General features: G+C 42.8%; 14 protein-coding genes. 2 read left to right on the top strand and 12 right to left on the bottom strand.

Translation table 11 applies throughout. The features are described 5' to 3' along the window. Nucleotides 1–115: 115 nt before the first annotated feature. The 8 genes from EP737_RS17260 to pxpB form a co-directional block, all read right to left on the bottom strand. Nucleotides 116–1696: a SagB family peptide dehydrogenase gene (locus EP737_RS17260; protein WP_129729222.1), complete on the bottom strand. Its 1581-nt coding sequence runs from the start codon at nt 1694–1696 to the stop codon at nt 116–118. A gap of 24 nt (nt 1697–1720) precedes the next feature. Next, nucleotides 1721–3661, bottom strand: a complete 1941-nt coding sequence (locus EP737_RS17255) for a TOMM precursor leader peptide-binding protein (protein WP_129729220.1) — start codon at nt 3659–3661, stop codon at nt 1721–1723. Continuing rightward, nucleotides 3658–5613, bottom strand: a complete 1956-nt coding sequence (locus tag EP737_RS17250; protein ID WP_129729218.1) for a putative thiazole-containing bacteriocin maturation protein — start codon at nt 5611–5613, stop codon at nt 3658–3660. The genes EP737_RS17255 and EP737_RS17250 overlap by 4 nt, the downstream gene beginning before the upstream one ends. A 168-nt stretch (nt 5614–5781) precedes the next feature. Beyond that, complete coding sequence (locus tag EP737_RS26950; RefSeq protein ID WP_129729216.1) at nt 5782–6024, bottom strand: heterocycloanthracin/sonorensin family bacteriocin; 243 nt, start codon at nt 6022–6024, stop codon at nt 5782–5784. A 672-nt stretch (nt 6025–6696) separates the two neighbouring features. After that, entirely contained in the window at nt 6697–7905 is a 1209-nt protein-coding gene (locus tag EP737_RS17240; protein ID WP_129729214.1) for an MFS transporter, read from the bottom strand. 165 nt (nt 7906–8070) lie between these two features. After that, nucleotides 8071–8835, bottom strand: coding sequence for a LamB/YcsF family protein (locus EP737_RS17235; protein WP_129729212.1), 765 nt, complete (start codon nt 8833–8835; stop codon nt 8071–8073). Between the two features lie 3 nt (nt 8836–8838). Beyond that, a complete protein-coding gene (locus tag EP737_RS17230) occupies nt 8839–9843 on the bottom strand; it encodes a 5-oxoprolinase subunit C family protein (protein ID WP_129729210.1) in 1005 nt (334 codons plus the stop codon). Beyond that, nucleotides 9840–10550: a 5-oxoprolinase subunit PxpB gene (pxpB, locus tag EP737_RS17225; protein WP_129729208.1), complete on the bottom strand. Its 711-nt coding sequence runs from the start codon at nt 10548–10550 to the stop codon at nt 9840–9842. The genes EP737_RS17230 and pxpB overlap by 4 nt, the downstream gene beginning before the upstream one ends. 197 nt (nt 10551–10747) lie before the next feature. Between pxpB and EP737_RS17220 the strand changes: the two genes are divergently transcribed. After that, complete coding sequence (locus EP737_RS17220) at nt 10748–11854, top strand: GerAB/ArcD/ProY family transporter (RefSeq protein ID WP_129729206.1); 1107 nt, start codon at nt 10748–10750, stop codon at nt 11852–11854. 110 nt (nt 11855–11964) lie between these two features. On the opposite strand, the gene EP737_RS17215 is transcribed toward EP737_RS17220, so the two are convergent. Next, complete coding sequence (locus tag EP737_RS17215) at nt 11965–12426, bottom strand: hypothetical protein (protein WP_129729204.1); 462 nt, start codon at nt 12424–12426, stop codon at nt 11965–11967. Between the two features lie 172 nt (nt 12427–12598). Between EP737_RS17215 and EP737_RS17210 the strand changes: the two genes are divergently transcribed. Beyond that, nucleotides 12599–12997 carry a VOC family protein gene (locus EP737_RS17210; protein ID WP_129729202.1) on the top strand — a complete coding sequence of 133 codons (399 nt, stop codon included), beginning with the start codon at nt 12599–12601 and terminating at the stop codon, nt 12995–12997. Between the two features lie 384 nt (nt 12998–13381). Here the strand turns inward: EP737_RS17210 and cysK are convergent, their stop codons facing one another. The 3 genes from cysK to EP737_RS17195 all read right to left on the bottom strand — a co-directional run. Further along, nucleotides 13382–14302, bottom strand: a complete 921-nt coding sequence (gene cysK / locus EP737_RS17205) for a cysteine synthase A (protein WP_129729201.1) — start codon at nt 14300–14302, stop codon at nt 13382–13384. Nucleotides 14303–14781: 479 nt separating this feature from the next. Beyond that, nucleotides 14782–15594 carry an MSCRAMM family protein gene (locus tag EP737_RS17200; RefSeq protein WP_129729200.1) on the bottom strand — a complete coding sequence of 271 codons (813 nt, stop codon included), beginning with the start codon at nt 15592–15594 and terminating at the stop codon, nt 14782–14784. Then, nucleotides 15587–15949, bottom strand: a 363-nt coding sequence (locus EP737_RS17195; RefSeq protein ID WP_165350845.1) for a carboxypeptidase-like regulatory domain-containing protein, incomplete at its 5' end; no start/stop codon positions are given. The genes EP737_RS17195 and EP737_RS17200, both read right to left, overlap by 8 nt.

Genomic DNA, 15949 nt, shown 5'->3' with positions numbered 1-15949 from the left:
CTGCAGGACTTTTTTATGTTATTGTTTAGATAAAGAATGGTAATTCCCTTATATCACTAGTCCAATCATTGGAGTCTTCAAATTCACTTGCATCAATTCTTTACTCTTGTCTATCCTAACTATTCAAAATTCCTTTTAACCAGGCCCGAGGACGGTATGGACCTACAGGGATTTGGATGAGGCTCGTTATTTGTTTCGAATCGGCTCTGTAAAGGTCATCACATTGCTTCGTATTAAAACCTAATAGTGGGTGCCCTCCCATACCTAAGGCACACGATATCAAGAGCAGCCGTTGCACGAGTATACCCGCTTCCATCTGTTGAATTCGGTATCCTCTATATCCCAATTCCTCCTTAAGGTGGTCTTTGTCACCAACAACATGCAGGCAGAGCGGCACTTGAAACAGATTTACATTGGGCATCGTTAATCCATATTGTAGAAACTCCCGATAATCCCCTTGCGTTATCCTGCAAAGTCCATGAGCGCTTTTGTCATAAAAGTAAGCACCATTTGGAACTCCCTCCACATTATAAAAACAGCCGTACAAAGAAACACGAGTATGAGATTTTCCATGTGTGCCGTCAAGATCATTATGATAAATCACGGAGAAAGACTCTTTAAACAAAGTCGCTAGCTGGGTTTGACTGACTTTCCCCATCATAAAATCAATATCAGGAGAATGTCTCTCTCTGCAAACGGAAGCAAGATCGTACGAAAAGGACCCCGTAAATGGGAGCAAGATGGATTCCGTACCAAGGGACCTTTTAACACGATCATCTTTTTTTATCTTCACAAATGACTGCGTTGTTTCAAACATCGATGCTTCATTCATCTCTTTGAGCATGGGGTAATCAAGGATTCTCTTTGAACGGTTATAGGTTTCAGCTTTTAGCAATGGCACTTCCTTCGACAATTCAGCGGCAGAAACATGTTCTTCTCTATTAATGTTGTCAACCCATTGGGCAGATGGATAAATAGATAATGGGATCATTGCATAGACACTTTCGTCCTGTTCGGATAGTCCAAGCAAATGATTAATAGACCGATCAAGAAATTGGTAACATACCCGTGATGAGAATCCCATCCGATCAGCCACTTCTATCGCTTGCCCAATTATCACACCGGCATCTAACCCTTGAAGCCTGTAGGAGAAATTATTATATTTGTAGAAGTTTTTCCAAAAAACTGTCGAGACAAAAACAGTGCAGAAGCAATCAGAAACATCAAAATTCCCAAGACCTCTAGACAAGTAGGAATCGTAATTTCCTTCTCTGAGCAATTGGAGTCGATGATGGGCCACATCGTAATGGTAGATTCCCTTTGGTACGTCCTCCAGCTTTATATACACATATAATTCATTGGGATACAAGGCCCCACCAGAGGGAACAAACCTTCGTAATAGCTGGGAATAGCTTACAGCAGTTCTTTCCTCGGGGTCCTCAAGGAAAGCTGATTGAGCGTATTGTGTTATGCCGTATACATACCATAAGAAATGACCAAGTTCTTCTAGTCCGGGCTCTCCATGGGCTTCTCGTCTATCGAGAGTTAACGGTACATCTCCGGTCAGTGGAATCACTGGTAAGCCGCGGTACAGTTTATATGGTAGTGGCGCATCGTCCCAATCCACTTGCCAATCTGGGGGATAGAGTTTTTCCGTGTCAAAGTGAAGGTGGTGTAAAAATGTTTCCAGTTTCAATCTTAGACACCTCCTACTTTTCAATTATGGGAACGGGTGTGGATATGGATTAAGCTGCTCATACGATAACGGCTGTTTGGTAAATCCAAGTTTCATCGGTACTTGGAGGACCCTTTCCAGCCCTTTAACACGGGTAAGGTGATGTCCGAAAGTCATCGGTAACATGCCAGGAATCAATACCTTTACACAGAATAATCCGTTCCGTTTGGTTATAGGTGTCGTCTGATCCACCACAATGACCTCGAGTTCCAACTGGCGGAACCTCTGAAGAATATCCTGTAGATCATCCTTCAAATCGGTATTCGTGGGAGGCTGTTTAAATTCCTCAGCAAATGTTCGTAATGGACGATGATTATCCAATAAAAAGCTCAGCCGGTCCTCTGCTTCCCGCAGACCGTAGAGCAGGCCATGGTCCTCCATCGAACGAACTGCAAATGGATCTTTTAGCATTTTTTCATACTTCTGCCGGTTTTTCTCCAATATTTTGTCATGCCTAACCATCATTCCAGCAAGCTCGTAAATCGAACTTTTTACAGCTCTAACAGGATCAGGACTAGCCCCTGCTGCACAAATGAGGTTTACACCCTTTGATCTTCTGTTTTTTGCCAATGCAAATACGCTGGGAATCTCCTGTTCCATCGTCGAATTGTAAAAATAAACGTCATATCCCGCCACCTCACGTAAACGGTCGACCATCAGTTCTAATTCTTTATCGTTAGCAGAACGAAGGTCAAGACGAGGAAGGGGCAGCTTGGCATACCATGTTAACAAGAAGGAATCTCGCTCGACGACCTCCATAATCCCATGGAAAATGGCCTCCTCCAAGCTTCCTCCCAATGCACACCCGTTGGAGGTTTCATAAACAAAGCCCTCCCCATTGCCCAAACTGTAATAGGCAAGTAACTCCGGAACCAGTATAGGACGTTCTTGTAAAAACGAATAACCCCAAACCCAATTCATTGGCACCTCAGGGTGAAACGGTTTAAACGGAAAATGAGGCTTTGCATATTGTTCCTGATCATGTAAACCTACTGTTGCAGGATTTAATGCGATATGCTTTAAATTATGATAACTATCATGAACTTTCTTCCTTTTGCCTTGAGGCTCGATTCCGCAATATCGCTCCAATCCCTCCAAAATGGCCGTAAGCCTACTCATTTCATAAGAATTAGAACGGCCAGCTACTCCCTCGTCCACTCCAAACAACGGCATGTTAACCAAAACATCGGCAAATGGGAGCCTGAAATCCGCCATTTCTCCATTCATGATTCCAGTACGATCATCCAGATAGTCTTCGACTAACACTGTTTTCAATTCACCCATCGAACGGCAGCGGTAACCGGCACCATTTAATTTAGGACTAGCTTCTAAGTTAATTTGTGCTAACTCCGGCGTGTCGTCAGGTATTGGACTGCAAATCGGGCACAATGGATCAGGCAAGAAAAAGTGACTGGAGGTCGTTAACATTCTCAGATTGGTAATGAACATCCTTTCTTCCAAGGAGGAGGGTTCTCCCTGAAGAATTTTTTGCACTTCGTTACTGATCAAGATTGCCATTTGCATTAACCCCGTTCGGGAAACCCATGCATCACGGGGCACACCCGCTCCTTCAGTCAACCTCATCTGAATCTCCCACATTTCACGGCGATCGGGTCCGGCTATCAAGCGCCGTTTATCGGCACAGAGGGAACATCCAGGTTTGTTGTGGCGTATCAATGGACCAATGATACCATCACCAAATGAAACGAAACCTCGAAGCCAAGGGATACCGGCGTTCCTGAATCTCTGTTCCGCTTTTTGATGAAGGGATGGATGCCAAGCATCGTCGAGGACCAGACCTAATTCCGTATTTTCGGGAATCTCTTCCAAAATGCTTTGACGTCTTACTAGATACCTAGTGGACAATTGATCACAGACATATTCTGCTAATAAACCGTCTCCGTCAATGAGGATATGTGCAGTCATTTGGAATCCCCCTCTCGTACCTGCACACCATATACCCCTGCCAGCCCTTGTTTTAAAAAGGGCTCAATCGATAGATCATAGACGAATAACTGTTTGTTGTTTCGGTTCAAGACCTCAATGGCAGATTGTAATAGTTCCAATTGTGTCATTTCCTCACAAGAGGGGATTTCAAGTTTGATATTCTTTTTTTCCAGATAAATCATAGAATCCTTCTCTTGCCTCTCTAAGGAATTTATCTCGTTTTGAGCATCGAAAAGTGCTTGCTGCAGTGTGTTTCGCAACGCCAATATTGCATTTAAACCTACCCCTGTATACAAACGGTCATTTGACCTTACCCATACAACTGGGAAGCCTGCTACATCCTCTTCTAAACCAATAGCCGGTGAACCCTTCAAGGTAGTAAGGGCATTTAAATAAAATCTGCATTTTTTATCTTCTATAGCTCCCATCGGCACACAATAAACCGTATTTAGCTGATCCGACTTTCTTTTTTTCAATTCTTCATCCAGATAGGCTTGCAGTCCTCGACAAACAGCCTCTGCGGTTGTTTCCCCTGAACCAATGCCTATAAAACCCTCTGGAAGATTCGCACCAGCCCTATCTGTCTGATTCTTGACTCTAAGATCTATCATTTTTGACACATACATTTCAATACCCTTCAAACCGGCAGCTCTGCTTGCTTCTTCATGTGTCAGTTCCGAACAGACAACTTCCGGCAGCAGTTCTGCCGGTCCCTCTGACAAAGGGGAAACAGCCTGAACATAGCACTGGGAAAGAGGAAGCTGTGGCAAATCCCGTTCTTCCCAGGTATGGAAAATACCTATTTCTTTTGAAGTTAATCGACTGAAATATTCCAAAAGCAAATCCTGTTGTTCATTCCTGTCGGATTCATGTTTCAGTCTTAGATCAAGGTCTTCAACCAGTTCGGGAATACCACTTTTAGACGTTACGGATGGATGTGTGAGGAAGGAATGCCAGTCTCCTTCCAGCGTTTCGAGATTAAGCATGTAAATTTGATTACTTTGATCGGAACCTGCAATTCCTGTAGCCTTCTTGAAAAATTCGAATGCAGAGATATTCGCCAAAATCGCTCCTGATGTGGAAGAGAAGACCTGCGGCTCTCCATCGGCTTGCACGGCAGATTGATGAATTCTGCGCCAGGCAGACTCGAAGCATCCCTCTGATTCTGAATGAGTTAACGGTCCGGTGAGCCCGACTTTGTCTAAATAGACGGCTGGGAGAAATGCCTTCATTTCTTCTTTGCAAATTTGATTCAGATTTCGTAATTCATCTACATTTCTATCCTGCGAGACATACAGAATCCAATCATAGGGCTGAATTGCTTCCTTCCAAAAATTTGCCCCCGCCCCTTTATGAAAGGGTACTTCCTTCATCTCAACCTCGGAATCTTTTTTTCTGGCATTTTCCACCAAGTCATTCAGCCGTAACCTATTGGTTGGAACCGTATCTGTTATCATAACGTTTAATTTTGGCAGTCCCGATTCGATTAAAGCAGCAATCAAAGATACCATGAAGGGACCAGAGCCGACAGTCAGAACCTTAGCCTGACGGTATACTTGAAATTGGTAAGCGCCTGACTCGGCAAAATTCTCGATGAATTCAATTTGTGAAGCATATTTTTCAAGAACTTGACGACTTAATTGATGAGGAATATCTTTGCTGACATCGCGAACAAATCCATTCTTATATAACGTTTCTCCGATCTCGTATACCCTGTCACGATACGGTGGCGTTAACCCTTGAGTCAGAGCTCCCAATGTTTGCTCCCCATTGAACATCGGGAGCAATGTTTCAATCCACTGATAGATCGTTTGGCCTTCCATTCGAAATGAATGTAAGTTATTTCTAAAATAGACCCCCCCCTTCTGATCCGGGAGAAAAAATGTATCCCTTTTGACCTTCAGACGTGAGGACGAGTTAATATTTTCCATTTTAGCTCCTCCTTATTCCTAATCGTTACTACTTGCGCACTATTAGTTTATGTACGATTTTTTGTCCAATATGTTAAACAGTAAAGTAGTGCCCCTGCAGCACAGATTCATGCAGGGGCACTTTCTTTCGTAAATTAATTAATGTTTTTTGTGAGTTTACAAAACCAATTAAATAAAACCGAAACCGATACCAAAACAACTAAATCCAAAGCCGAAACAACTAAATCCAAAGCCGAAACAACCGAAGCAGCCGCCACAACGGAAGCAACCTCCACAACGGAAGCAACCTCCACAACGGAAGCAACCTCCACAACGCCCAAACACACGCAAATCCTGGGCCTGAGCATCGATTGGAACTAACTCTCCTACATGATAAGGGTCGATTCCCAACCCTTGCAATTGATTGTACATGTTTTCTCCCCCTTTACGTTTAATCATATTAAACCTGAATAGAGAGTTGAAAAGTAAATAATCCGTTTTGTGTATGAAAACATTAGATACGCTGTGTACTCTCTTCAACAAATTATGATTTCATTTAGGTCGCTGTTACTAAATAAAGAGCCTATTTTCGGTTGAGGAGGTTACAACACAACGCTAAAAGTGGAAGAATTATACAAAAACATTGATAGCTTGTGGATACAGGATGTAGAATAAGATTACCGTTTAACTGAAACATCGTGAAGAAGGTTGCGGTTATCTTTATAGAGATAGGTTACACCTATAATAAGGAACAAGAATATCCCTTATTGACTGAGCGAGAGCGGTCCTCTAGTGTGCGAATCCTGTGAGGCACACGTTTCCGAAAGGAGATGCAAAGCTTGTAAGTTCAATGCTGAATTGTAACTTTTAGTAAGTTTTGTGAACCAGGACCTACCAAGTGATCCTTTTGTAAAAACCAATATAATTTGTAAATTAATTTACTTAAACGAACGGGTTGCTTGAATTGAAGAACAAAAATTAAACACGATGAAAAACGCTTAGAGAGATCTCCAAGCGTTTTTATGTGCCAAATTTACTGTGAATTCGGATTTTCTCCACGTTAGCTGAACTGCTTAATTTAAGATCCGCCTCTCTTTTTTACTATTATGCTTTTCGATCATTTGGCAGTAGCCAGGAAACAACCCCGAGAAGAGGCAGGAAGCTACAAAACATCATAGTAAAGGTTAAACCGTACATGTCAGCTAGCTTTCCAAGTACAACTGCACCGAGTGCCCCCATACCGAACGCAAGACCGACAATTAAACCGGACGCCATACCTACTTTTCCAGGCATAAGCTCCTGTGTGTACACGACAATAACACTAAAGTTGCTGAATAAAATAAATCCAAGAACAGCAAATAAAGGCGCTACCCAAACGAGCGGAATATGCGGCAGTAACAAAGCAAGCGGCGCGGAACCGAGCATGGAAAACAGGATAAGATTTCGCTTTCCAAAACGATCGGATAACGGTCCTCCAAAAAACGTTCCCGCCACCCCGGCAATCATAAAGATAAATACATAATACTGTGCAGCCCGGATAGACAAGCCATAATGCTCGATTAAATAAAACTGATAAAAGTTACCGATACCGGCGTTATACCAGGATCGCGCAAATGTTAAGAAAATGAGGAATACAACCGCAAGCTTTACCTGCCTGCTCAGCTTGCCTTCCGTACTTCCAGCCGCCGCGCGCTTCTTCACGCGCATCGTACCGCTCATAAGCTCTGTGCGGTACCATCTGGACACATACCAAAGCAGCAATACGCCGATTGCCGCCGAAATCGTAAACCAAGCGGCGCCGGGCTGACCAAGCGGGACGAAAATTAAAGCAGTGAAAATCGGTGCAAGTGCATTTCCTGTATTACCGCCAACCTGATAAATTGATTGTGCCAATCCTCGTTTTGTTCCTGCTGCCATAAAAGCAACGCGTGCTCCTTCTGGATGAAACACAGCTGAACCAAGACCGATAAATAAAACAGAAAGAAGCACAAGATAAAAGTTGGGTGCAAAAGCTATTCCAATCATACCGAACATGCTCGATAGCATTCCCAGCGGAAGCAGAAACGGCGAGGGCTTCTTATCCGTATAGAATCCAAACACAGGCTGCATAATCGAGGATGTCATATTCAAAGCGAACGCAATCCAGCCAACCTGTGTATAAGATAGATTCATAGACTGTTCCAAAATCGGAAATATAGCCGGCACGACAGCTTGCATAGAATCATTCATCAAATGACCTAAGCTAATAGCAAAAATAATGCGGTAGATCGTCGATGTGTTTAAAGCGCTTTGTTTAGGTGCTGCTGCTTGCAATGCATATTCTCCTCCCCAACAAATGGACAATTCACTCTATAGCCCATTTTGTTCACATTTTAGATACAATCTATTGTATACCTATCCACTTCGCTTTTCCAGTTACTTACCTATATAATTATTCACTTACTTAACAAAAAATATCTCTTGGGCATGTATTAGAGACTAACCCAATTTGAACGGTTTAACCTGAACAGCTTCATCTTGCAATACATGTCGAATGCTTTGCGCAAAAGCTAACGCATGTGCACCGTCCCCGTGAATACAAATTGTGTCAGCCTTCAAAAGTATATCTTTCCCTTGCAGAGATCGCACCTTCCCTTCTTTAATCATTCGGATTACCTGTTGCATAGCCGTCTCCGTATCTGTAATCACTGCGTTCGCATGCCTTCGCGGTGTAAGCGATCTATCCTGCTGATAGGTGCGATCAGCAAATACCTCGCTCGCTGTTTGCAATCCAATCTTCTCTCCAGCAGCGATCAGCTCGCTTCCTGATAGTCCGAATAAAACCAACTCCGGATTCACCTTATATACTGCCTCTGCAATTGCCTCTGCAAGCCCCTTGCTTTGCGCCGCCATATTATATAATGCCCCATGCGGCTTTACATGCTGCATAATAGCTCCTTCTGCACGGATAAATCCGTATAAAGCACCAATTTGGTATACCGTTATATCGTACGCTTCCTGCGGGGAAAGCGCCATGTTTCGTCTGCCAAACCCGGCTAGGTCAGGTAAACCAGGATGAGCGCCTATCGCTACTCCCTTATCAAGCGCAAGCCGCACAGTCCTTCTCATTACTGAAGGATCACCTGCATGGTAGCCGCACGCAATATTTGCTGACGTAACAAATTCAAGGATTTCTTCATCTGCTCCCAGCTCATAAGCCCCAAAGCCTTCCCCCATATCACAATTGATATCGATTCGAAACATGATTTATCCCTTTCCTTTCCATAGTATTCCGCGTGCTGCCGATTTTAAGAGTTTTTCTTGCGCAAGCATGAGCATATGTGCCTGCCCCAAGGGAATTTCTTGAAAATTCACAAAATCTCCTGGCTTTAATTGAGCCAATATTGGAATATCTACACTCACTACGTATCCGATATTCGGATATCCGCCAGTTGTTTGGCAATCTGCCATCAGTACAATTGGGTTTCCCTCTGGCGGCACTTGAATTGTGCCAATTGATACCGCTTCAGAAAACAGCTCAGCAGCCCCTTGTAATTCAAGCTTTCCCCCTCCTAGGCGATATCCCATTCGATCTGAATTTGTTGTAATGTGAAACGAACGGGCAAAAAGCTCCTCTTGTGCTCGTTCTGTAAACCACTCAAACTGTGGACCGCGAATCATACGAACGATTGCCCTTGATGAATAAGCAGGCAGTAATGTTGAGGAAAATCCCCATTTTGCTGCCGAGAAGCTCTTTTTTTCTCCGTCAGACAACTGCCTCACGAAACAGCATGCGAGCTCTGACGCTTTTCCGATGAACAGTCGATCTCCTTCTTTGACGTTACGACCTTCCAAGCCCCCAAATTCTCCTCGTATATATGTACTGCTGCTTCCCATGACCGTTGGAACATCAATGCCTCCTGCAACTGCAATATATGATCGGCAGCCAAGCTTTGGAGCCCCAAACTGCAGAATACTGCCTGACTTCACAAGTACAGGGCGCCATAACGGCACTATACATCCATCTATATGAGGAGATAAATCGCCGCCACATATCGAAATCAATGTGTCCTTCTCAAATAAAAGCTTTGGACCAACTAGTGTTACCTCAAGTGCAGCGGCAGCTTCTTCGTTACCGACAAGCCTGTTACCGATTCTAAGAGCTGTCGTATCCATCGCGCCGCTTACAACCACCCCTTGCTTTCGATAGCCGTACCTTCCTAAATCCTGCACGCTCGTACACAAACCCGGACGTATTACCTGTATTATCACTCTGCTCTCCTCCCCCAAGCCTCATATTCTTCTTGTGGAATAGGCTGAAAACGGATGATATCTCCTGCCTGCAGCAAGCTTGGCTGTTCTCTATGAGGATTAAATAGTCGCAGCGGTGTACGTCCAATAATTTGCCAACCACCTGGACTTTCTAGAGGGTAAATGCCTGTTTGCTTTCCCCCAATCCCGACACTCCCTGCCGCAATCACGAGACGAGGGGAAGAACGGCGCGGAACTGCAAGTTTCTCGGACATCCCTCCCAAGTATGGAAAGCCAGGTGCAAATCCAATCATATACACCGTATAGCTTCGCCTTGCGTGAAGTCCAATAACTTCTTCAGGAGTCATTCCCGTGAACTCTGCAACTTCCTGTAAATCAGGACCAAACTCTCCCCCATAACAGACTGGAATCGTAATCACGCTTGGCTCTTCTGAAACCATGTAAGAATTAACCAAAATCCTCTCCAATGCGGCACGAATTTGTTCATATGGCTGGGTAGCTTGTCCAAGGCACAACAGCTCCATAGGATCATAAAACACTGTTACTGTTGTAAAACCAGGAACAAGCTCTATCATACCAGGAAGCGGATGATCTTCTAAGTATTTGACAAGTCCCCTCACCTTGTTATGTACTGCTATATCAGCTGATGTGCCAAGCCGCACTGTAATAGCGGCATCCCCTAATGGATAAAACTGAATCTCATTCATATACCTGCCCCCTTCATTCCAAATGCGCAAGACACTAATCTATTTCCTATTCTACCGCAGCATCCCTCCCTGTCTCCATAGCTTTTCTCCTAAACAACTTGTAGAACGGCCCATTTTGGGTACAATATCCAAATGAACCTACTGTCTAGCTCACGAACATCGTTGCAAGGTATTTAAGCTTGAAAGGAAGATTGGTAATGATCGGGGTCGAGAGAATCAGCTCTTTTCAGTTTTGCTGTTTAATTATACTATTTGAGCTAGGGACAGCTGTTATGGTCCCATTAGGTGCAGATGCAAAACAAGATGCTTGGATTGCAGTTTTAGTTGGCATGCTTGGCGGTCTGTTAATTTTCTCTATTTATGCTTATCTGCATCGGCACTTTCCCCGTCAACCATTAACAAGTTATGTAAAACAAATCGTCGGTAAAGATATAGGATTTGTGATAGCTCTGCTATATACTCTGTTTTTTATTTACGGAGCCGCAAGGGACTTGAGGGACGGAATGGAGCTGCTGTATCCTACCTATGATGAAACTCCCTTATTGGTTATCGGTTTTATCATCATAAGTTTAGTCTGTTATTCCTTATATACAGGACTCGAGGTACTGTCACGTGTAGGGGAAGTATGCTTTATGCTCTCTCTATTTTTGGGAGTGCTAGCGCTGTTATGTTTATATTTTTCGGACGTAATAGATCAAACAAAAGTATTGCCCCTATTAGAAAAAGGTTGGAAGCCCGTTCTCACTGCCGCCTATGGGCAAACCATTATGTTTCCATTTGGTGAGCTGATTTGCTTCACAATGGTACTGCCTTCTTTACTTCATCCACAATCCGGATTTAAAATTGGAACAATTTGCATTCTTATAAGCGGAACGATACTAGCAGTGACCGTGTTTCTGGAAATTTCAGTGCTAGGGGCAAACAAGACTAGCACGGCCTTGTTTCCTTTTTTAAGGCTTATGCAATACATTAACATTGGGGACTTTATACAGCGGATGGATGCATTTGTTCTTATTGGTTTAATTGTAAATGACTTTTTTAAGGTGTCCATTTTTGCCTATGCTGCTATCCTAGCTTTTACAGATATGTTTCCTATTCAAAAACATAAACTCGCACTTCCCATTGGGGGGATAATTTTATTTATGTCACTAGCAATTGCTCCAAATTCACAATCTCACTTTGCACAAGGAAGATTTGCTTTAAAATACATTTTCCCTCCCTTTATTCTCTACATCCCTCTCTTGCTTATGGTGATAGAATTAATTCGTACAAGACTAAGAAAAAGAGAAAAAGCAAAAACATAAACTCCGTGCATTTTTCTTGCTTTAAGAGCAAGAAAAATGCACGGAATTGCATGTATCACTTTTGCTTGTTGAAAATATCTCTTACAATCAATGACCGTTAGCATCTCGGATTACATCCCTATCTTCACCCATAGCTTTCCATCCCGAATGTCAAAATGCTTAATGCTTCCAACTGGGATGGACTTGATTGTATCAATTCCATCTAAGTCCATCTTCAGCATCCGATCCTCATACACAGTGTATGGCGGTTTATTTAAAACTTTTCTTTTCATCCACTCTTGATTGAACGGCTTCATATACGGAACCGTAAAGTATAAGGTTCTATACTCCGCCTTCAACGGCTTCAAATCAAATTCAAAATATACCTGCAGTAGAAGTTTTGTCGTCAAACCGCTAATGCATATTGTCTCGCCGTGAAAGGATACATCCAAATTCCGAATCTCCTCCTCTTGTTCCTTTATTCCTTTGCGAAACATCCATAATAAGCGATCTGCAGTAATCGGAATAGAAACAGCCTTATCCACCGCTACGCTTTTAAATGTTCCTTTTAACTTTTTAAAGAACTCACTCACAATATCACCCGCTTTAGATCACAAATTTCTAGGCCTTTTATAAAAGTATGTAAAGACTCCAAATAGATTGACAGCTGAGTCAACACTACAAAAATAGCGACTATGATCTAAGCTGTGGTAACATCTGAGATAGAGGTATATTTGACTAAGTATAGGAAAGGGGATTATCATTTTGATTCATTACGAGGAGCTTCATCATGTTGGAATCAATGTGACTGATTTAGAAAAAGCAAAGCATTTTTATAGTACAATTCTCTGTTTACAGGAAATTGAACGTCCAAATTTTGACTTTGAAGGAGCCTGGTATGCAATTGGGCAGCAGCAGCTTCATTTACTTGTCCGTCCAGATTCACAAACGATCCGATCTGATAAAGGGTTAAATAGCAGAGAAGGGCATTTTGCGCTGAGGGTGAAAGATTATGAGCAAACTTTACGTTGGTTACAGCAAAATCATGTGGAAGTGCTTGAGAAACCAAATAGCATGAGCGGCTTTGCACAAATCTTCTGTGCTGACCCGGATGGAAATTTGATTGAATTACATGTAGAGCAAAAAGACCTACAGCGTTCCTAATTAGCGGACAGGCAGGCTCAAGCAGCCTGCCTATTCCTTTAACGTGATAAAATCGCTTCATTGTTGCTACAATTAGGAAAACTCATTAGATGTACATCCTCCTTTTCTACAATTTGAAACTCCATTAAAACCGGATATCATGTTTCATAGCCTGTGCAATCGCCGGATTCATTCGTTTTTCCCAATGTAAATGATTATTGAAATTTGTATATATTTGAGTGTACAAGTATCACCTTAAAGGATATGATTTGATAAATTAAAGTATATATTTAAAAAACGCATAGTATATAGCAAAATTGACCCAAAAGGGTATGCCCTTTGGGTCAATTTTGCTCCCCCTCTACTAAAGATACTTTCCTAACTGCTAGAAGCCCTTCAAGAGTGTTATTCATCGAAAATATTCATGCTTAGATATCTCTCACCAGTATCAGGAGCAATGCATACCACACGTTTACCCGTACCTAACCGTTTCGCTATCATTATAGCTGCATAGACCGCTGCCCCTGACGAAGGACCGACTAAAATGCCTTCCAGTCTCGCAAGGTTTCTTGTTGTTTCTAACGCTTCTTCATCAGCAATTTGGATAATTTCATCATATATACTTGTATTTAAAATAGGAGGGACGAAGCCAGGGCTTGTACCAACAAGCTTATGCGGCCCTGGTTGTCCACCAGATAACACTGGAGATCCCTTCGGTTCAACAACCGCTACATACAACCCTTGTATTTTTTCCTTCAGCACTTCACCTGTTCCTGTAATCGTACCGCCTGTTCCGGCAGTTGCGACAAACGCATCCAACTTTCCTTCCATTTGCTCATAAATTTCAAGCGCGGTCGTAATGCGATGAATATCCGGATTCGCTTTGTTTTCAAACTGCTGCGGAATAAAGCTCCCCGGAATTTGCTCCCGAAGCTCCAGCGCCTTCCGAATAGCGCCAGGCATGCGGTCAGCAGCCCGTGTTAACACAACTTCTGCTCCGTAGGCTTTTAAAATATTAATACGCTCTTTTGACATATTATCAGGCATGACTAAAATAGCTTTATATCCTTTCGCCGCTGCATTCATTGCCAATCCAATACCCGTATTGCCACTCGTCGGCTCAATAATTGTATCCCCTGGACGAATCAGGCCTTGTTCTTCCGCTTGTGCAATTAAGTTATATGCAGCCCGATCCTTTACGCTGCGGGACGGATTGAACATTTCCAGCTTTACATACACGTCAGCTGCCTCAGGTGGCACAAGCCGATTTAACCGAACAAGCGGTGTTTTTCCAATTAATTCTGTTACATGATTGTATACGTTCATCCCAATCTCCTTTATTACTATTTGTATGATACATATCATCTTTTCCTACAGCGAGTTTTAAATTCCTGTTTCAGTAAGATTAATAGGAGAATATAAACATAACGTATCATTTCCTAGCCATAGGGTCAATTGCGAAGACAGAGGCGTAGTCACCCTTGTACTTTATTCCTAAAATCTCCAACTACGTCGAATTGTCTTCTAGCTAGAAATTTATACTTTCTTAAAGTGTAAACGAAAAGGACAGGTGAGATGTATCTCCACTGTCCTATCATCTAAGAGATATTGAATCTCTCCGAACACAAAAACAACTATGATTTGTCAGTCTGTAGTCAAAATATTACCAAGAAACGTACTGATAAATGAGATAATAAGGGTTCACAGACAATCAGCCTTGTTGTGCAATTTTTGTTTTTTCTAAGTTAATCAACACAGCCTGGTGAAGAAAGTTTCTTATCGGATGATAATACGTTTATACCCTTCTAAACTCTAACAAGTATAAAATAGCGTAAATCGACTATTAATGAACCTTGAATGATTTTGTTACCAATTTCGATTTCATAAGCGAGTGTGGCACAGTTTGAACAGCTCTTACCTACGAGATTAAAGACAGTTGGACAGTCTGATTTTGTTAAACAAATTGGGCAACCGGTTTGTTTGGTAATCAATATGAATCCCTTTTTTAGAGCTTTTTTCTTTTGTAATGGGATCACAACATTTACTACTTCTCCCCCTGAAACTATTACAATTTCGCTACCAGTAATGTAGCCCAATACTGATGCTACTAAAGTGTATTGTCCCGGATGAAGATTCGAAACAGTAAATCGGCCATTCGAATCTGTCTCCACCCTTGCAATGATGTTACCAGTGCTATCCGTTACGGTAACTATTGCGCCTTCAATTCCTGCTCCCGTTTGCGTATCGTTTACCTGTCCTTGAATGACTGCTGCATTCGGCAGTAACATTGCGTTCACAATCTCGGTTTCGCCCGCTGTTAGGTTCACCGACACCGTTTGGCTCGTAAAATTCTCTGCTGAAAAGACCACATCATAGTTTCTAGGGGCAATACCTGTCAGCAAATAGTTCCCGGTTTGGTCCGTTTGAGTTGAAGCGACAATAATCCCGCTGCCTTGGATCACCATGACCACTCTGGCTCCTGCAATTGGAGTTCCGATTTGTGCGTCCGTTACCTGTCCTTGGATTGTAGCCGGATTGGCTTGAAGCGCCACATCCAGCACACGTTCTTCTCCTGGTTCTAAGATAATTCGGAAGATAGCCGCTACATACTTATCCATGAGATATTACCACCCGGTATTCTCCTGCATTCAATCCATATATGGCATACAGGCCATTCTGGTCTGTCAAGGTGGATTTCACCAGCACATCCGTTCCGGCGATAAATACTTGGACGAGAGCGCCTGGAAGAGGTGCCCCTGTTTGCGCATCGGTCACTCTTCCCGTTAGAGAAGCTGGGTTTGATTCCAGTACGAAATTGACTGTCTCCGTCTCACCTGGTGTTAAGGTAATAACCGTTAGTTCAGAAGTAAAATTCTGCGCACTTGCCTGAACGGACAATGTGCCTTCCGGCAAGCCTGAGAGGGTGTATTGTCCATTCACATCTGTCAGGGTGCTCGCGAGAAAACTTCCTTG

Origin of the sequence: Ectobacillus funiculus, from assembly GCF_004138295.1 — a bacterium.
GTDB lineage: Bacteria > Bacillota > Bacilli > Bacillales > Bacillaceae_G > Ectobacillus > Ectobacillus funiculus.
The sequence above is the reverse complement of the archived record's forward strand: the minus strand, read 5'-3'. Positions and strand labels throughout refer to the sequence as shown.